Source organism: Dyella sp., from assembly GCF_036746095.1.
GTDB lineage: Bacteria > Pseudomonadota > Gammaproteobacteria > Xanthomonadales > Rhodanobacteraceae > Dyella_B.
This window is the reverse complement of the sequence record NZ_DAIOEU010000018.1, coordinates 1-18464: the sequence shown is the minus strand read 5'-3', so window position 1 is coordinate 18464 and position 18464 is coordinate 1. Positions and strand designations below refer to the sequence as shown.

Genomic DNA, 18464 nt, shown 5'->3' with positions numbered 1-18464 from the left:
AAAGCAAGGAGAAAAACCCATGAGCGGCCGCCTATCAGGCAAATACGCACTCATCACCGCCGCAGGCGCCGGCATCGGCCGCGCGACGGCGCTCGCCTTTGCAAAAGAAGGCGCGAAGATACTGGCTACCGACATCAACGCCGAGGCACTGGCCAGCCTTGCCGCCGAGCACGCGTCGATCGCCACGCGTACGCTCGATGTGACGCAAGCAGAGCAGATCCAGGCGCTGGTCACCGAAAGCGCACCGTTCGACGTGCTGTTCAACTGCGCCGGCTACGTGCACGCCGGCACCATCCTGGATACCGATGAGGTGAGCTGGCGCCGCTCGTTCGCCATCAACGTCGACAGCATGTTCCATCTTTGCAAAGCCGTGCTGCCCAGCATGCTCGAGCGTGGCAAGGGCAGCATCATCAACATGTCGTCGGTGGCTTCCAGCATCAAGGGCGTGCCGAACCGCTTCGCCTACACCGCGACGAAAGCGGCCGTGATCGGTCTCACCCGCTCGATCGCCGCCGACTACGTCACGCGCGGCGTGCGCTGCAATGCGATCTGCCCCGGCACGGTGAAAACGCCCTCGCTCGGCGATCGCGTGCGTGCGCTGGCTGGCGATGAAGACAGCAACTGGCGCAGCTTCGTGCAGCGCCAGCCGATGGGCCGCCTGGGCGAGCCCGAAGAAATCGCCGCGCTGGCGCTGTATCTCGCCTCCGACGAATCGTCCTTCACCACCGGCACCGTGCACGTCATCGACGGCGGCTGGTCCAACTGATCCAAGAGACACGCCATGAAACTCGTACGCTATGGCACCGCCGGCCAGGAAAAGCCCGGCCTGATCGACCAGGACGGCGCACTGCGCGACCTGTCTGCCGTCATCGCTGACATCGATGCGCAAGCGCTCAGCCGCGAAGGCCGCGCACGGCTTGCCGCGATCGATCCGCGCAGCTTGCCGCTGGTTTCCGGCGAGCACCGCTACGGCGCGCCGGTGGCGCACGTCAGCAAATTCATCTGCGTGGGGCTCAACTACAGCGAGCACGCGGCCGAAACCGGCGCACCGATTCCGGAGCAGCCGATTCTTTTCATGAAGGCCACCAGCGCCCTCAACGGCCCCAACGACGATGTGATCATTCCGCAAGGCTCGGTGAAAACCGACTGGGAAGTGGAGCTCGGCGTGGTGATCGGCGAAACCGCGCGCAGCGTCAGCGTGGAAAACGCCCTGGCGCACGTGGCCGGCTACGTGGTGGTGAACGATCTTTCCGAGCGCGAATTCCAGCTCGAACATGGCGGCCAATGGGTAAAGGGCAAAAGCTGCGACAGCTTCGGCCCGATCGGCCCCTGGTTGGTCACCACCGACGAAGTGTCCGATCCGCAGCAGCTCGGCCTGTGGCTGGAAGTGAACGGGCATCGCTACCAGAACGGCAATACGCGCACGATGATTTTCGGCGTGGCGCAATTGGTGAGCTACATCAGCCGCTACATGACGTTGCTGCCCGGCGACGTGATCAGCACGGGCACGCCTTCCGGCGTCGGCCTGGGCCTGAAACCGCCGGTGTATCTGCGTCCTGGCGACAAGATCGAATTGGGCATCGACGGACTCGGTACGCAGCGGCAGCGCGTGCTCGCGCATCCGAATGACCGATAAGCCGCGCATGACCGCACCCACACCACATTTCCTGGATGCAAGGACAGCCACTCGATGAGCAAGATCACGGCGCTGGATACTTACGACGTTCGCTTCCCGACGTCGCGCGAACTGGATGGCTCGGATGCCATGAACCCTGACCCGGACTATTCCGCGGCGTACGTCGTCATGCGCACGGACCAGCCCGGCCTGGCCGGCCATGGCCTGGCGTTCACCATCGGCCGCGGCAACGACGTGCAGAAGGCGGCGATCGATGCGCTGGCCGACCATGTCGTCGGCCTGGATCTGCAGGACGTCGTCAATGATCTCGGCGGCTTTTCGATGCGCATGGTCGGCGATTCGCAGCTGCGTTGGCTGGGGCCTGAAAAAGGCGTGATGCACATGGCGATCGGCGCCGTGGTCAACGCGGCGTGGGACCTTGCCGCGCGCATGGCCGGCAAGCCACTGTGGCGCTTTATTGCCGACATGACACCGGAACAGCTCGTCGCCACCATTGATTTCCGCTATCTCACCGACGCACTCACGCCGGAAGAAGCATTGACCATGCTGTACGCCGCTGCGCCCAGCAAGGCCACGCGCATCGAGCAGTTGCTGGCCGAAGGCTACCCCGCCTACACCACCTCGCCCGGCTGGCTGGGGTACTCCGACGAAAAAATGCAGCGCCTGGCGCGCGAAGCGGTGGCGGCGGGTTTCCGCACGATCAAACTCAAGGTCGGCATGAACGTGGAAGACGACGTGCGCCGCTGCCGTCTCGCGCGCGCCACGGTGGGGCCGGACATCGCCATTGCCGTCGATGCGAACCAGCGCTGGAACGTGCCCGATGCGATCGCCTGGTTGAGCCGGCTCAAGGACGTAGGCCTGGAATGGGTGGAAGAGCCGACCAGCCCGGACGACGTGCTAGGCCACGCCGCGATCCGCCGCGCGGTGGCCCCCGTGCCGATCTCGACCGGCGAACACACGCAGAACCGGGTGATCTTCAAGCAGCTGTTCCAGGCCGGTGCGGTGGATCTGGTGCAGATCGATGCCGCACGCGTCGGCGGCGTGAACGAAAACCTGGCGATCCTGCTGCTGGCGGCCAAGTTCGGCGTGCGCGTGTATCCGCATGCCGGCGGCGTCGGACTGTGCGAGCTGGTGCAACATCTGGCGATGGCCGATTTCGTGGCGATCACCGGCAAGAAGGAAGATCGCGCCATCGAGTTCGTCGATCACCTGCACCAGCATTTCGTCGATCCGGTGGTGATCCGCAACGGACATTACATAGTACCTACCGCGCCGGGTTTTTCCGCGCAGATGCACACCGAGACGCTGGCGCAGTATCGTTTCCCGGATGGCCCCGTGTGGTGCCAACCGCTGGATACCGCAACCGTCCCATGACGACACCGATCACCAACGTCGCCGACCTGCGCGAACTCGCCAAGCGCCGCGTGCCGCGTGCCTTCTTCGAATACGCCGATCGCGGCTCATACGATGAAGTCACGCTGCGCGCCAATCGCGCCGCATTCGAGCGCATTGCGTTACGGCAACGGGTGATGAGCAATGTGGACAACCGTTCGCTGGCCACCGATATCGTCGGCCAGCCGGTATCGATGCCGCTGGCGATCGCACCGACGGGGCTCACTGGATTGCAGCACGGTGCTGGCGAAATCCTCGGTGCGCGTGCGGCGGAAAAAGCCGGCATCCCCTTCTGCCTGAGCACCATGTCGATCTGCTCGATCGAACAGGTGCGCGCCGCAGTGGCAAAGCCGTTCTGGTTCCAGGTGTACGTGATGCGCGATCGCGGCTTCACGCGCGACCTGATCCGGCGCGCCAAGGACGCCGGATGTTCCGCCTTGATGCTCACCGCCGATCTCACCGTGCAAGGCCAGCGCCATCGCGAGATCAAGAACGGCTTGTCGGTGCCGCCCAGGATTACCTTGCGCAATATCCTGGACATGGCAAGCAAGCCGCGTTGGGCGTGGAGCATGCTGCGTGCACCGAGCCGCTCCTTCGGCAACCTGCAAGGACGCATCGAGAACACCGACAGCCTCACCACGCTGGCGCAGTGGATCGCCAACCAGTTCGATCCCACGCTGGAATGGAAAGACCTGGAATGGATTCGCGAGTTGTGGCCCGGCAAGCTGATCATCAAGGGCATCCTCGATCCGCGCGATGCACGCATCGCGGCTAGCCTTGGCGTCGACGCCATCGTCGTCTCCAACCATGGCGGCCGCCAATTAGATGGTGCGCCCGCCACGATCGACGTACTGCCCTCCATCGTGCAGGCGGTCGGCGATCGCATGCAGGTGCTGTTCGATAGCGGCATCCAGAGCGGACAGGATTTGCTCAAGGCGCTGGCCTGCGGCGCGCATGCCGGACTGATCGGCAAAGCCTTTCTTTATGGCCTCGGCGCGATGGGCGAAGCCGGAGTAAGCAAGGCCATCGAGCTGATCCGCAAAGAGCTGAGCGTGAGCATGGCGCTGACCGGGCAGACCGATGCGCGTAGCATTTCGCCAGACATCATCTGGCGCAAACCTGGCGATGGCTTGTTCCCTGTCGTCAACACGCAGTTCGAGGACCCGGGCGTTCCTTGCCGTAAGTAAAAACGCTTATTGGTCTGTAACCTCGGCACACGCCGCGTCGAATGCCCTTACTGACGAAACTCGCTACAGCGCAGTAAGGATCATGTCCAAAGCAAACCTCCTTCGTAGACTCGCGATTGCTCCCCTCCCTCTTCCCTATGGCTGGTATGCGCTGCCGCTCAGGCTGATCGCTGGCTTCGGATTCATGGAACATGGCTACGCCAAGCTGGTGCGTGGTCCAGACGCTTTCATTGGAATACTCCATGCGATCGGCATGCCGTTTGCCGACCTGCTCGGATGGGCGACGATCGTCATCGAGCTGCTGGGCGGCCTGATGATCTTCGTGGGTGCCTTTGTTCCAGTGGCCAGCGTTCCGATGATCGTGGTCCTGCTGGTCGCCATATTCACCGTGCACCTGCCTTATGGCTTCAGTTCGATCAAGTTGATGTCGTATGACGCCGCAGGCGCACACTTTGGGCAGCCCGGTTACGAGACCGACCTGCTCTATCTGGCCTGCCTGCTGGCCTTGTGCGTCGGCGGAGCGGGTCCGCTGTCGCTGGATGGCTGGCTCAGCAAGCGGCGCAATGCGTAAGCTGGGATGAAAAATGCCGGCATCGCCATGCCAATCAAGGCTGGAGTTCATTCCAGCCTACGATCGCAGCCCTCAAGCTCTAGCATGTCCGCCGGCAGCCGAAACATCCTTCCCGGCTTGGTGCGCAGCAAGGCTTCCATCGTGGTGTAGCCCCAGGCCACCGCGCCGAACATCATGCCCGCTTCACTCGCCGCCTCCGCGTCGCGGATCTCGTCGCCGACATAGATGGCTTCCGTCGTGGCCATGCGCGTGTGCTTGAGGATGCGGCGCAAGCGGTGCGACTTGCCGAACAGGCTGGTGCCGCATTCAAGCGTGGCGAAGCGACTGGTCAGCGCCTCCCCCAGTACGGCAGTCACATTCTGCAGCGTGTTGGAGGTGGCCAGGGCCAGCTGCATGCGCTTGTCCAGCAACGCATGCAAGGCATCGAGCACCCCGGGGAATGGATGCACGTCGTGAATGCGCCGCTGCAGGATGCCGCGAAAATCCGCCATCACGGCCGGCACTTTCCACGCCGGCAAATGCAACTCGCGCATCAATTCCCGCGCACTCATCCCGCGCAGCGTGTGTTGCTCGTGCAGTTGCACCTGCCGGAATCCGTGCCGTGCCGCCAGCACGTTGACGGAATCGGCAAACACCGGGTAGCTGTCGGCCAAGGTGCCGTCGAAATCGAAGATGGCAAGCTCGATGGTCATGGCTGTGAGGATAACCATCATCCAAACTGCGTGATAGCCGATCCACTGCGCATGGGTAAGAAACAAATCGAAGTTGTGGCTTAACCCGTGATTCAAGCTGAGCATCAGGCGGGCACCGCTATCTAACTAATAGCGGCTGGAATTGCCGTCCCGTTTTTCCAATACATCTGCCGCAATACGCCTGGAAAGCACATTACGCACAGCGAGCATCCTCCGAACCGCCGCCGCACTGCTGCAGTGCAACGGGCTTAAGAAAAAATGTGATAACGCCGATGGTGTAACGGTATTGCAATGCAGCAGCATCAGGGAATAGGATCAAAGCGCAGTCGGGATTCCGGCCCGCACTTTTGTGGCAGCGCCCATGGCGCGCCCGCTGTGCCGCAGGGCTGGTAGATCGGGGAATCAAACGAGAAGCGCGCGCGACATCCGCGCCGTGGCCGTTGCTTGACCTCGCCATCGCACTGCCAGCATTACGACCCGCCGCGCTTGAACCGGCGAGCGTCCCCGCTCCACGACCGACCGTTTGGTCAGGCCGCTTCTTCTTGAATCTTGCTTTGTCGCCTTCGCCGGAGTTTCCCGGAATGTTCGCGCCTGCCAGCGCGGCAAGTTCGGTCGTCAATTGCGCGACCGAGCGCGGTTGTGGCTGCCCGGGGATTGGCCAAGCGTGGAGGCCATTGGACGTCTATACGTCCATACGATCCACATTCATGCACGGCAAACGTTCGGGAGACAAGTATCCGATGAAACGATGTATGAGGCAGGTTGCACTGGCTGTGGCGCTGATCGCACCAGCCATGGGAATGCAGGCGAGCGCGGAAGAAGCGCCTGTCAGCACGGTGGCGGGAAGCGTGGCAGTGATCAATGACTATCTGTTCCGCGGGCTTTCCCAGACCAATTGGAAACCCGCGGTGCAGCCGGGCATCGAATACGACCATGCCAGCGGCTGGTATGTCGGCGCCTGGGGCAGCAACATCAGTTGGCTTTCCGATGCATCCAGCGATGCCGCACCCATTTCCAGCAGCGTGGAACTCGATTTCTACACCGGCTTCCGCGGCAAAATCACCGGCGACTGGAGCTACGACGTCGGTCTCTACGAGTACTACTACCCGGGCACCTACCCGAGCGGTTTTACCCGTCCCTATACCACCGAGGCTTATGCATCGATCGGTTTCAAGGGCGTCACGCTCAAGTACTCGCATGCGTTCACCAACCTGTTCGGCTTCGCCCACAGCAAGAACAGCGGCTACGTCGATCTTTCCTACAGCTACGAGTTCACGCCAAGCTGGACGGTGGGTGCGCATGTAGGCCATCAGAAGGTGCACAACGTCGACGGCGCCTCCTACAGCGATTGGCGAGTGAGCGTGAGCAAGGCCTTCAACCATGGTTATTCGGTGTCGCTCGGCTACTACGACACCAATGCCTCGCGGAGCGTCTACACCAATGCCTACGGCCACTTCGTCGGCCGCGCCACCGGCATCCTCACGCTGAGCAAATCGTTCTGACCTGAACCGCCATTGCCGCAGCCTTTGCGGCTGCGGTTTTCCATCGGGAGACCTGCATGAAACTGATCACTTGCATCATCCGGCCATACAAGCTTGATGAAGTGCGCGACGCGCTCACCGTCGCCGGCGCCAGCGGCATCACGCTGAGCGAAGTGCGCGGCTTCGGCCGCCAGAAGGGACACACCGAGTTGTACCGCGGCGCGGAATACGTCGTCGACTTCCTGCCCAAGCTGAAAATCGAGGTGGTGGTATCCGACGAGTTGCTCGACGGCGTGCTCGATGCCATCCAGCAGGCGGCCAAAACCGGCAGCGTGGGTGACGGAAAAATCTTCGTGAGCACGGTGGATCAGGTCATGCGTATCCGCACCGGCGAACTCGACGCCGACGCCCTTTAACCCACCCTCTGCGAGGCTTTCCATGAAAGAAATGCTGCTTTCCCGTCCCGCGCGCACTATTCCGGCGTGGGTCATGACGATACTGCTGCCATGCCTGCTGCTGTTGGCGCCGGATTCCCATGCCGCGGCCACCGCCACCCCGGTGGTGGACAAGGGTGACGTGGCGTGGATGCTGACCTCCACGCTGCTGGTGCTGATGATGACGGTGCCGGGGCTGGCGCTTTTCTACGGCGGACTGGTGCGTTCCAAGAACGTGCTTTCAGTGTTGATGCAAGTGATGACGGTGTTCTCGATGATCGTGGTGCTGTGGGTGATCTACGGCTACACGCTTGCTTTCAACGGCGGCAACGCCTTCATCGGCAACTTCGACAAGCTGTTTCTCAAGGGCGTGACCAAGGATTCCCTGGCGGCGACCTTCACCACGGGCGTTTCCCTGCCGGAATACGTGTTCGTGGTGTTCCAGTCGACTTTCGCCGGCATCACTGGCGCGCTCATCGTCGGCGCATTCGCCGAACGCATGCGCTTTCGCGCGGTGCTGGTGTTTTGTGCACTGTGGTTCACTTTCGCCTATCTGCCGATCGCCCACATGGTCTGGTACGGCCCCAGCGGCTACATGTTCGCCAAGGGTGCGCTGGACTTCGCTGGCGGCACGGTTGTGCATATCAACGCCGGCATTGCCGGGCTGGTTGGCGCCTACATGATCGGTCCGCGCATCGGCGTTGGGCACCAGTCGATGAAGCCGCACAACGTCACCTTCACCATGGTCGGCGCGGCGATCCTGTGGGTAGGCTGGTTCGGTTTCAATGCGGGTTCCAACCTGGAGTCGAATGCGGGTGCGGCGCTTGCCTTCATCAATACACTGGTAGCGACCGCGGCGGCCATGCTGGCGTGGTTGCTGATAGAAGCAGTGTTGAAGGGCAGGCCGTCGATGGTCGGCGGCGCTTCCGGCGCCGTGGCCGGTCTCGTCGCCATCACGCCGGCGTGCGGCACAGTGGGTCCAATGGGCTCGCTGGTGATCGGCGCGCTGGCCAGCATGGCGTGCGTGTGGGGTGTCACCGGATTGAAGAAGATCCTGCGTGCCGACGATGCACTGGACGTGTTCGGCGTACATGGAGTGGGCGGCATCGTCGGCGCCATCCTTACCGGCGTGTTTACCGCGCCGTCGCTGGGCGGCACTGGCGCCGCCGATTTCTCCATCGGCCACCAAGTCAGCGTCCAGGCGCTGGGTGTGGGCGTGACCCTGGTGTGGAGCGGCGTGGTCTCGGTGCTTGCCTACCTCGTGGTCAGGGCGATCTTCGGCCTGCGGGTGAGTGCCGACGCCGAACGTGAAGGCCTTGACATCACCTCGCACGGCGAGAGTGCCTACGAGAGCTGAGCCGCGATAGCGTGTCGAAAAAGGGTTCGTCGAGCCCTTTTTCGATATGCTCGCAATACGCGAACCTGATGCATCCGAGACGAGCGATGGCCGCGTAGGTTGGGGGAGCGGAACGCGAACCCCAACATTCCCGAATGCTTGCAAGCCACGTTGGGATTCGGCTGCGTCTCGCCGCAACCTATGTTTTTGCGCGAGCGCACGGACAACGGCGATCACAGCGCTTTGAGCGCTTCCTGCAGCGAAAAGATGCGCCCCATTAGCACCCACTTCTGCCCCGCTTCGGCCCATGGCAGCCGTTGCTGATAGCGATCCATCAGCGCTTCCCATGCCTGCGTTTTCTCATCGTCACCCACCTCCCGTTTTGCAGGGGGCACGAAGTCGTCGGCCATTTTCACCACCATCACCAAACGATTGCCGGTGCGGAAGATTTCCATGTCCTCGATGCCTGCCGCACGAATGGACGTGACGATCTCCGGCCAGACCACGCCGGGACGATGCCAGTATTCGTATTCGGCGATAGCTGCGGCATCGTCCTTGAGATCCAGGGCGTAGTAATGGCGTTGCATCAGATGGCACTCCGTACGGTGCGGCGGCGCCAGGCAAACAAGGCGATGACGGCGAAGCTGCAGGCCGGCACAATCATGGCGTCGGACATGCTGGAGTGATCAGAGACAGCGCCCATGATTGCGGTGAGTACCGCACCACCGATGATGGTCATCACCAGCAAACCCGAGCCAAGCTTGCGTTCATCGTCGCTGCGGCCTTCCACACCTAACGCGAAGATGGTGGGATACATCACCGACATGAAGAAGCTGCACGCTGCCAACGCGTAAGCGCCACTGCTGCCGGGGTGCAGCACCGCGTATAGCGTCAATACGACATTGATCGCCGCGAACGTAAACAGAAGCCGCACCGGTGCCACGTATTTCATCAAGGCGGCGCCGGCAAAGCGGCCGACCATGAAGCAAACCAGCTCGGCGGTGAGGAAGTTGGCCGCCATCCTTGCAGACGTGCCGTGCATGGTGGCCTGCACATAGCGGATGGTGTAGCTCCACACACCCACTTGCGCACCGACGTAGAAAAACTGCGCCAGCATGGCGCCGATGAAAAACCTGTCGCGCAGCAGCCGGCTCAGTACGCCGGAGCCCGCTGCAGGCGTTGCCGCGGCGCGCGGTGCCGCGCTTTTGGGAAAACGCGTGGCAAGGATCAGCACCGCCCACGCCAGTACCACCAGGCCGATCACCAGATATGGCCATTGCACCGCCTTGGTTTCGCTGACGTAGTACGCCGTGCGCTCAACCTCGCTCATCGCGCCCAATTGTTCGGGCGTGTGTTCGATACCGGAAAAAATGAAATGCTGGCCGATCAATATGCCCGCGATCGAGCCAAGCGGATTGAATGCCTGGGCCAGGTTGAGCCGGCGCGTGGCGGTTTGCGGTGATCCGAGCAAGGTCACGAACGGGTTGGCCGAGGTTTCCAGAAAGGCCAGGCCGCTGGCGATCACGAACAAGGCGAACAGGAACATGCCGTAGGTGGCTTTTTCCGCCGCCGGCCAGAACAGCAGCGCGCCGATGCCGTAAAGCATGAGCCCGAACACCACCGCACTTTTGTAGCCGAAGCGGCGCATGAACATGCCGGCCGGCATGGCAATCAGGAAGTAGCCGAGGTAAAACGCGCTCTGCACCAGCCCAGCTTCGAAATCGCTGAGCACGAAGGCTTTCTTGAATTGCGCGATCAGCACGTCATTGAGGTTGTTGGCGCCGCCCCATAGGAAAAACAGGCTGACGATCAACACCAGCGGCAGCCAGATGCGGCCTGCTTGCGATGCATCGGTGGCTGGCATGGGGGCGTCTTCGGGCACGGTTTGCGCTTCCACCTGGTTCTCCTACACGTTCAGCAGGTCCCCGGGGTGACGACCCTGCTCATTTGTGCAAATATGAAACGGTTATTCATAGATAGCACAAGTCGCGCTGCAACATGGGTCGGATTTTGGGCAAGATGGCGCGATGTGAATAAATCGAACAAGGGGAGAGTCATGGCTACTCAAACACCCAAGTATCGCGCCCCGGCGCTCGACAAGGGGCTGGATATCCTGGAGCTGCTGGCTGGATCGAGCCGCCCGCTGAGCATCGCAGAAATTTCCGAGGGCGTGGGGCGTTCCCGCGGCGAAATCTTCCGCATGCTGCAAGTGCTGGAGGAGCGCGATTACATCGCCCGTGGCGAAGGCGACGTGGGTTACTCGGTCACGCCGCGCTTGTTCCGCCTCGGCATGGAGCAGCCGCCGGTGAAGAGCGCCATCGAAACCGCCATGCCGGTGATGCACCACCTGGCCGATACCTGCGGCCAGGCCTGCCATCTGGTGGTGCCGTCCGGCGAGCAGATCGTGGTGGTGGCGCGCGTCGATCCGCCCGGCGAAGTCGCCCTGGTGGTGCGCGTGGGCCATCGCCGCCCGATGTCGCAATCCACTTCCGGGCATGTGCTGCTGGCTTTTCAGGAAGAACAGACGCGCGAGCGTTGGCTGGACCTGATCACGCGCTTCGAACCCGCGCTGGACCGCAAGAAACTGATGCGGCTGGTGAACCAGTTGCGCACGCGCGGCTATGCCTGCGAACGCAGCCACGTGGTCGACGCCGTCACCGATCTTTCCGCACCGGTGCTTCAACACGGCAGCGCCGTGTGCGCACTGACCATTCCCTACATCGAACAGCAGAACGCTTCGCAGAGCATGGACGACGTGATCGCCGCCCTGCTCCACGCCACGCGTGAGATTTCCGAAGCATTGCAGTTCGGTTCCCCACGCACCACCTGAAAGCGAGTATTGAAACCATGCAGATACGCCGTAGCGTTTTGCTGGCCGCCGCGATGGCCGCCACCCTCCTCGCCGGCAGCGCCGCGGCGCAGAACTTTGCCGACGTCAAACCCTCGCCGCAGCAAACGCATTGGCAGGACCTGGAATTCGGCGTGATCGTGCATTTCGGCACCAACACGTTCCTGGATCGCGAATGGGGTGATGGCACGGCCGATCCAAAGGTATTCAACCCCGATCATGTCGATCCCGATCAATGGGCGCGCGCGGCCAAGTCCGCCGGCGCGAAATACCTGGTGCTGGTCGCCAAGCATCATGATGGCTTCGCCTTGTGGCCCACTGCGCAAACCGATTATTCGGTAAAGAACAGCCCATGGCTGGGCGGCAAAGGCGACCTGGTGAAAATGACCTCCGATGCGGTGCGCAAGGAAGGCATGGCATTCGGCGTGTATCTATCGCCATGGGATCGCCATGAGCCGCGTTACAAGGATTCGGCCGCCTACGACAAGTACTACATGGCGGAGATGGACGAGCTCGTGCAGAACTATGGCCCATTGGTGGAATGGTGGCTGGATGGCGCCGGCAGCGCAGGCCACGTGTACGACTTCAAGAAATACCTGGAAGAACTGCGCACCTATCAATCGAACACGATGGTGTTTGCCGACGTCGCGCTGTTCGGCTACGGCGACATTCGCTGGGTCGGCCAGGAAGATGGCCATATACACGGGGAAAACTGGAACGTGATCGATCGCCACGGCGACTTGCGCTGGCGTCCGGTGGAAGTGGATACGCCGCTGCACAAGCTGCAATGGTTCTGGCATCCGGATAGCGACAAGACGCTCAAGAGCGTCGACGAGTTGATGGATATCTGGGAAAACAGCGTGGGCCTCGGTGGCCAGTTGATGCTTGGCCTGGCGCCGAATCGCCGTGGCTTGTTGCCGGATGCCGATGTGAAGCGGCTGAAGGAATTTGGTGAAGCGTTGCAGGCGCGTTATGGCGCGGACAAGAACCTAGTGCGCAAACATGCCTTCACCGATGCCAATACCAGCGCCGCACTGGATGGTGACCAGGACACGTTCTGGTCCGCGCCTGAAGGTGCGCGCAATGCCGTGCTCGAGGCGAATTTCCCGCAGCCCATCACGTTCGATCATGCACTGACGATGGAGTGGTTGAACGATGGCCAGTGCGTGCAGAAATACGCCATGGAAGCCTGGGTGAACGGCGCGTGGAAGGCCGTCGCCAGCGCCCAGGCAATCGGCCACATGAAGATCGATCGCTTTGCGCCGGTGACTGCGGCCAAGGTGCGACTGAACATTCTTTCGAGTGCTTGCACGCCGCGCATTCGAGAGTTCCAGTTGTTCAACGTTGGGCAGAAACGCTGATATTCCTGGGTTACCAGTTCGTCGCCCCGGCGCAAGCCGGGGCCTGGGAATGAGCTGTAATGTGCCCGATCCTAGCTACCCCGGCGGCAGCAAACTGCCCCCACATCTGCAGACAAGGTCAACGGCGACTTATGATGGCCGCCCGGGCAGCACGCTCGGGCGTATTCCCGGAGCCAGCCTGGGATGATCAACAAAGCCAAGCACGACAACCTGCCCACCATCGGCTCAGCCCTGGGCACGCTCGCAGGGCGTGAGTGCCGCCGATTGCTGCGCGCACTCGGCATGCGCAAGCAACGGCAGGAAGGCATCCATGAGGCGCGCAAATCCTGCCGCCGCCTGCGCAGCATTTTGCCCTTGCTACCACCGGGACCGCGGATTGACGCCGTGGATCAGGGCCTACAGGAACTGGCGCGTAGCCTTGGGCCGATGCGTGATGCCTATATCGCGGCACGCACGGCGAAACTGCTGGCGACGGCCCATGCAAGGTCGGTAACGCCCGAGGTGTTGCAGACACTCGACCAGCGTTGCGAGCAGATGATCGACGCCGCGCTCAAGCAGGATCCGCAGTGGCGCCACCGACGCGCCGAAGCACAGCGCATCGCAGCCTCGATCCAGGCACTTCAATGGCAGGACATCCGGCCTTCATCGGCCAGGCAAACCCTCAAGCACAGCAAGCGGCGCGTAAAGAAAGCGCGCAAGAAAGCGCTTGCATTGCGCACGCCGCCAGCGTCGCATCGGTGGCGGCGACGCGCTCGGACGTTGCGTTATCAGCTCGACTTCGTGCGCAAGGCGCGCCGCATGGCAGGCATGAAAAAACCACGCACGCAGCGCTATGGCGAACGGGCCAAATACCTTTCCATGCTGACCGACCAGCTCGGCTGGCGCCAGGATTTCCAGATTTTCCTGGGCGCCGTCGAAGCGTTGCCGGAGTCGGCCAAGGTAATGGCATTGCGCCGTGAACTGAAATCGAAATCGGCAAGCTGGTCAAAGGCCGAGCCGCATGCGTAGAGGCGGTCAATGACACACCAGCACGGGAATATCGCAGCAGCCTAAGACCCGGTTCGTTTCGCTGCCCAGCAACATGCGATCCAGCGTGGCGTAGCCATGCATGCTCATCACGATCAAGTCGCAATGCTGCATCTTGGCCGCGCCGACTATGGCTACGTAGGGACGGCGGTCAAATGCATAACCGCCATGGCATTCCACACCAGCCTCGTTCGCCATCGCCTCGATCTCCGCCAGCCGTTGCTGCGCGCGCGTAATGGCGCGCTCCTCGTGCGAATCCTGCGCATGCCGGATAACGTCGGAGAAATACGCCACCGCAGCAAGCGGCGCCAGCACATGAAATGCGTAGATGCGCGCCCCCAGCGCGTGCGCCAACTCGATACCGACTTGCGCGGCATGCATGGCTTGCTCGGAGCCATCGGTGGGAACCAGGATATGCGAAAACATGATGCCTCCTTCGGGACAGAACCCTACCGAGCGCATTGTTTTCTTCGGTTGCGTCGGCCATGGCTGCGACAGGCAAATCGCCGACCTGGCCCGACTTGAGTTGGATTTTACACCCCGCAAACGGCAGGGCATGGAACATGTTTCGTGGCAGCCGGGCAGCTTTTCGCTTGTGTTAATCCACCCGGCGCCCCATTTCTTGGCAGTCCTTACACACAGAGATAATCATGACGCTGGCAGAAGCGGTGCCGCAGACCGGGAGCGATGACGAACTGCAGAGCTTCGTCGACAAGCATCGCCGCCTGTTCGTACTGACCGGCGCCGGCTGCAGCACGGATTCGGGCATCCCTGACTACCGTGATGCCGACGGCAGCTGGAAACGCTCCCAGCCGGTGACCTACCAGGCCTTCATGGGCGAGGAATTGACCCGCAAGCGCTATTGGGCGCGCAGCCTGGTGGGTTGGCGCCGCTTCGGCAAAGCCTTGCCGAACCCCACGCATCGCGCGCTGGCTCGCCTGGAAGAACTTGGCAAGCTGGAGCTGCTGCTCACGCAGAACGTGGACGGCCTACATCAGCGGGCGGGAAACCGCCGTGTGGTGGATCTGCACGGGCGGCTGGATACGGTGCGCTGCATGGACTGCGAAGCGCGTTCGCCGCGTCACGCCTTGCAACGGACGTTGCTGCAACTCAATCCGGCCTGGGCCACGCTCGATGCGATCGACGCACCGGATGGCGACGCCGATCTCGACGGCCATGATTTCAGCAGCTTCATCGTGCCGCCCTGCCCGCACTGTGGCGGCGTGCTGAAGCCGGACGTGGTGTTCTTCGGCGAGAACGTGCCGCGCGAGCGCGTGGGAACCGCCATGCAAGCATTGGACGCGGCGGATGCGATGCTGGTGGTCGGCTCATCCTTGATGGTGTTTTCCGGCTACCGCTTCGCGCATGCGGCCGCCAAGGCAGGCAAGCCGATTGCCGCCGTCAACCTGGGACGCACGCGTGCCGATCCGCTGTTGAGCCTGAAGGTGGAACGTTCCTGCGCTGATGCCCTGGCGTTTTGTAGGCTGGAATGAATCCCAACTTTATTGGCATGAGGATGCTGGGGTTTCGCTCCAACCTGCGCAGAGGGACGAGGCAGGTTCATGCCTAACGTCGTGCGCGGAAGAAATCGCGTAGCAGCGTTGCCGATTCCTCTGCCAGCAAGCCGCCTTGCACCTCGACACGATGGTTGTGGCGCTCGGAAATCAACGTATCGAACACACTGCCGGCAGCACCGGTCTTGGGATCGGTGGTGCCGTAAACGACACGCCCGACGCGCGCATGCACGAGTGCCATGGAACACATCGCGCATGGTTCGAGGGTGACATACAGCGTGGCGCCACCGATGCGGTAGTTCGCGAGTTTTTCGCCTGCCGCGCGCAAGGCCATGATTTCCGCGTGCGCGGTCGGATCGTGCAAGGTGATGTTGCGGTTCCAACCCAGGCCTACGATTTGCCCGTCCTGCACCAACACTGCGCCCACCGGTACTTCGTTTTCGGCGTCGCGCGCGTGCGCGGCGAGCTGCAGCGCGCGGCGCATGTAGCCTTCGTCTTCGGGGCTGAAATGGGATGGCGTATTGTCCGGGACCAAGTCTGTCATGCCTGGGAAAGCTCAAGGGGATGCGCTGATATGGGCATTATCGCCCGGCCGCGGTGGATAGTCGCCCCGCGGCATGCATTCCTCATTCCCCAGGCTGGCGCAGGATTGCCGGCAGCCGGCAGATCAAGTTCAGCAGGTACTGGTTTTTTGCTCCTCGATTTCAGCGCGTTTCATACAGGTCTTCGATAGTAAGCTGTAATCTGTGCAGCGGACTGCTGCACAATTGGGGTGCTTTCCCTTGTGCGCGGGAACGGTGAAAAAAAATGCGGATTGCGTTGGGGTCTGCCTGATATTCAGGCGACCGCAGCAACGCGAAAGGCCGCTTCCATCTGCTGTTGTTCTCTTGCCAGGATCTTTAGCGAATCAGCAAGCACATGCCACTGTGAAACGATTTGTATTTGGTTCGAGATAATCGTGTGGGCTTGTTCGGCAGAGACCCTGAAATAAGGGGCTACCGACCGAACCAGCTCCAGATCCAAAGCGTTGTCGGTTTCGCTGATGTTGAGCTTGAGCCCGCTGGCATGTGCAACCGGATTCATATCGAATGCCGGGGAAAGCACCCATCCTCTGCCAGGTTCCAATAAGAAACCATGGTTGCGAAGATGATCATCGGTATTGGATACCAGCACATTGAAGACGATGCGCGACCACAGCTCGCGCAGATCGGCATCAGTACTCGCTCCATCGGTCATCAGCACGCGCGCCATTTCCAGATAGCTGGCGCCGGTCGATGCGTCATCGCCATCCTGGTGGCCCGTGAGGTTCATGGCTGAAGCAAAATGCCGCCGCTTTCCTTGGGGCGTACGATCAAAACGCTTCACCAGGAAGGTGTGGTGATCACCGCCGAAACGGCGAACCAGCGCTTCAGGCACGTTCAGTCCGCACGCTTTGGCGAGCGTGTACACCACCATTTCCCAGGCCCCGACATCGTGCTCGTCACGGACGCTAGGAAATTTGGCGATCCACAGCTGGCCTTCAGGGTCGACCACGCTCGCCTTGGGGCGTGCGCCACCTAGCGAACCACCCGGAGCGATCAGCATGCGCAACCACTGATCCGCCTCGCTAGCCACGTTGTGTTCGTCACGTTCCAGTGCAAGGCTTGCGGCTTCCAATGCGCGCAGCTGCACGAACGGTGGAGCAGCCGTGTCGTGATGATCGTCCAGAAAAGGGCCTTGATCGTTACGCCGAAAGCGTAGTGCTCCTACGCGGTACATATCATGCACGCCCAGCAGATAGTCCGACTCGTACAACCGCGCGTTGGAGCCGACCAAGCCGGCACGCTGCGCGCGCTCCAAACGGCGACGCATGAGTAGACGTCCCCAGCGGTCCGGGCTGGCATCGGCGAACATGCCGAAGTTTTCTTGGCCTTGCGGTGGATATTGGCGGCCCGCGTACAGGCCAAGGCGCGGATCGAGTTTGAACCCGACCATATCCGGTCGTTTCAGTACCGCGTCATCGAATTCGAACTCGAAAACTTCGCGCACGGCTGCGCGATGCGTGTACAGGCGACCAAGCAGCAGGGGTTCGGTCAGCTCATACCAATCAGCATAGGCAGCGATAAACGTGTCACTCATTGCCGGCGCCCCTTCGCGTTCGGTACGGGTGGCTTTATAAGCGAAGCCAGACTATCGGCACTGATGAAGTTACCGTCTGCGGCCCACTCCGTAGTGGTGGCCTGCTCCTTCTTTTTCAGAGCGCGTTGTACAGGAGGTGAGTCTGTCGTGCGCGGTATCGCGGTCGCCTTCCTTTTGACACCACGCGGGCTTCGTGTCAGTGAGGCATCTTGCAAATCCCGGCCGATAGGGTCGTCTTTCAACAGAAGATCCAGATCCCCTTCTGCACCCAGCACTTGCATCACTGCCAAATAAGCTCCCATCGTGACGCCGGAACTTCCCCGCTCAAGACTGCGCAGCGTTACCGGCGTCATGCCAGCTCGCTCGGCGACCTGCTTGCCAGTCAGGCGTCGGCGCAGGCGCGCCAAGCGCAAGCGCTTGCCGAATTGCTGCAGGCGCAGCTCGGTGGCAGGCAGCAAAGGGGCGGTTTTCTTGGCCATAGGGGCAATATTACCACCTTTAGTTGCTAAAAAGGAAAAAATATTATCCTTTTTTTCACCGGCCCAGGCTACTGGTTATTGGCATCAAAGCGGCAAATACAGCTGAATGGTCTCGCGCCTCTCTTCCGATAGACCAGTGAACTGGCTTCCCTCAGCAAAGGCTGCACCAAGGATTTTGGACAAGCTCACACGATGAACGAGCTTATTCAGTAACCCCACTCCTCATGCCTAACCGGCAGCTGGTTCAATTCACGTCGTCGCGCCTCCCACTCAGGCAGGAAAGTTCGCATCAGCGACTTGAAACGCTCGTTATGGGTCGGCTCCAACAGATGAACTAGGGCGTGTTAACACTATAGATGCTTGACCGTATACTTCGACGATGGAAATCA

19 protein-coding genes and 1 pseudogene are annotated in these 18464 nt (G+C 61.5%); 12 read left to right on the top strand and 8 right to left on the bottom strand.

All coding sequences use genetic code 11. The annotated features are described in order from the left end of the window. Window positions 1–19 precede the first annotated feature (19 nt). The 5 genes from V7M64_RS09860 (at window position 20) to V7M64_RS09840 (ending at window position 4786) form a co-directional block, all read left to right on the top strand. Complete coding sequence (locus V7M64_RS09860) at window positions 20–766, top strand: SDR family oxidoreductase (RefSeq protein WP_333678972.1); 747 nt, start codon at window positions 20–22, stop codon at window positions 764–766. Between the two features lie 15 nt (window positions 767–781). Further along, window positions 782–1636 (top strand): fumarylacetoacetate hydrolase family protein, encoded by an 855-nt coding sequence (locus V7M64_RS09855; protein WP_333678971.1) that lies wholly within the window; start codon window positions 782–784, stop codon window positions 1634–1636. 54 nt (window positions 1637–1690) lie between these two features. After that, window positions 1691–3010, top strand: a complete 1320-nt coding sequence (locus tag V7M64_RS09850) for an L-fuconate dehydratase (protein WP_333678970.1) — start codon at window positions 1691–1693, stop codon at window positions 3008–3010. Then, on the top strand, window positions 3007–4215 hold the full coding sequence (locus V7M64_RS09845) for an alpha-hydroxy acid oxidase (protein ID WP_333678969.1): 1209 nt from the start codon (window positions 3007–3009) through the stop codon (window positions 4213–4215). The genes V7M64_RS09850 and V7M64_RS09845 overlap by 4 nt, the downstream gene beginning before the upstream one ends. Window positions 4216–4297: 82 nt before the next feature. Beyond that, window positions 4298–4786: a DoxX family protein gene (locus V7M64_RS09840; RefSeq protein WP_333678968.1), complete on the top strand. Its 489-nt coding sequence runs from the start codon at window positions 4298–4300 to the stop codon at window positions 4784–4786. Between the two features lie 47 nt (window positions 4787–4833). On the opposite strand, the gene V7M64_RS09835 is transcribed toward V7M64_RS09840, so the two are convergent. Next, window positions 4834–5499 (bottom strand): HAD hydrolase-like protein, encoded by a 666-nt coding sequence (locus tag V7M64_RS09835; protein WP_333678967.1) that lies wholly within the window; start codon window positions 5497–5499, stop codon window positions 4834–4836. 731 nt (window positions 5500–6230) lie between these two features. Here V7M64_RS09835 and V7M64_RS09830 point away from each other — a divergent pair. The 3 genes from V7M64_RS09830 (at window position 6231) to V7M64_RS09820 (ending at window position 8750) form a co-directional block, all read left to right on the top strand. Next, window positions 6231–6980 (top strand): TorF family putative porin, encoded by a 750-nt coding sequence (locus tag V7M64_RS09830; protein ID WP_333678966.1) that lies wholly within the window; start codon window positions 6231–6233, stop codon window positions 6978–6980. Between the two features lie 56 nt (window positions 6981–7036). Next, complete coding sequence (locus V7M64_RS09825) at window positions 7037–7375, top strand: P-II family nitrogen regulator (RefSeq protein ID WP_333678965.1); 339 nt, start codon at window positions 7037–7039, stop codon at window positions 7373–7375. Between the two features lie 73 nt (window positions 7376–7448). Next, the gene (locus V7M64_RS09820) at window positions 7449–8750 is read left to right on the top strand and encodes an ammonium transporter (protein WP_333678964.1); all 1302 of its coding nucleotides are present in this window, start codon (window positions 7449–7451) and stop codon (window positions 8748–8750) included. A 212-nt stretch (window positions 8751–8962) separates the two neighbouring features. Here V7M64_RS09820 and V7M64_RS09815 read toward each other — a convergent pair whose 3' ends face one another. Next, on the bottom strand, window positions 8963–9316 hold the full coding sequence (locus tag V7M64_RS09815) for an L-rhamnose mutarotase (protein WP_333678962.1): 354 nt from the start codon (window positions 9314–9316) through the stop codon (window positions 8963–8965). Continuing rightward, window positions 9316–10593 carry an L-fucose:H+ symporter permease gene (gene fucP / locus V7M64_RS09810; protein WP_333679007.1) on the bottom strand — a complete coding sequence of 426 codons (1278 nt, stop codon included), beginning with the start codon at window positions 10591–10593 and terminating at the stop codon, window positions 9316–9318. Before fucP ends, V7M64_RS09815 begins: the two co-directional genes overlap by 1 nt. A gap of 192 nt (window positions 10594–10785) precedes the next feature. Here fucP and V7M64_RS09805 point away from each other — a divergent pair, with 192 nt between their 5' ends. The 3 genes from V7M64_RS09805 (at window position 10786) to V7M64_RS09795 (ending at window position 13946) form a co-directional block, all read left to right on the top strand. Continuing rightward, entirely contained in the window at window positions 10786–11559 is a 774-nt protein-coding gene (locus tag V7M64_RS09805; protein ID WP_333678960.1) for an IclR family transcriptional regulator, read from the top strand. A gap of 17 nt (window positions 11560–11576) precedes the next feature. Continuing rightward, a complete protein-coding gene (locus tag V7M64_RS09800) occupies window positions 11577–12938 on the top strand; it encodes an alpha-L-fucosidase (RefSeq protein ID WP_333678958.1) in 1362 nt (453 codons plus the stop codon). Between the two features lie 183 nt (window positions 12939–13121). Next, window positions 13122–13946 carry a CHAD domain-containing protein gene (locus V7M64_RS09795; RefSeq protein ID WP_333678956.1) on the top strand — a complete coding sequence of 275 codons (825 nt, stop codon included), beginning with the start codon at window positions 13122–13124 and terminating at the stop codon, window positions 13944–13946. 6 nt (window positions 13947–13952) lie between these two features. Here V7M64_RS09795 and V7M64_RS09790 read toward each other — a convergent pair whose 3' ends face one another. Beyond that, complete coding sequence (locus V7M64_RS09790; protein WP_333678954.1) at window positions 13953–14390, bottom strand: universal stress protein; 438 nt, start codon at window positions 14388–14390, stop codon at window positions 13953–13955. Between the two features lie 224 nt (window positions 14391–14614). On the opposite strand from V7M64_RS09790, the gene V7M64_RS09785 reads away from it, so the two are divergent. Then, entirely contained in the window at window positions 14615–15457 is an 843-nt protein-coding gene (locus tag V7M64_RS09785) for an NAD-dependent protein deacetylase (protein ID WP_333678952.1), read from the top strand. 73 nt (window positions 15458–15530) lie between these two features. Here the strand turns inward: V7M64_RS09785 and tadA are convergent, their stop codons facing one another. The 4 genes and pseudogenes from tadA to V7M64_RS09765 all read right to left on the bottom strand — a co-directional run. Further along, a complete protein-coding gene (gene tadA, locus V7M64_RS09780) occupies window positions 15531–16022 on the bottom strand; it encodes a tRNA adenosine(34) deaminase TadA (protein WP_333678951.1) in 492 nt (163 codons plus the stop codon). Window positions 16023–16315: 293 nt separating this feature from the next. Beyond that, complete coding sequence (locus V7M64_RS09775) at window positions 16316–17371, bottom strand: HipA domain-containing protein (RefSeq protein ID WP_333678950.1); 1056 nt, start codon at window positions 17369–17371, stop codon at window positions 16316–16318. A 221-nt stretch (window positions 17372–17592) separates the two neighbouring features. Next, window positions 17593–18075 carry a helix-turn-helix transcriptional regulator gene (locus tag V7M64_RS09770; RefSeq protein WP_333678948.1) on the bottom strand — a complete coding sequence of 161 codons (483 nt, stop codon included), beginning with the start codon at window positions 18073–18075 and terminating at the stop codon, window positions 17593–17595. Window positions 18076–18281: 206 nt separating this feature from the next. Beyond that, window positions 18282–18407, bottom strand: a pseudogene (locus V7M64_RS09765) (YgjP-like metallopeptidase domain-containing protein); the annotation flags it as partial. Between the last annotated feature and the right edge of the window lie 57 nt (window positions 18408–18464).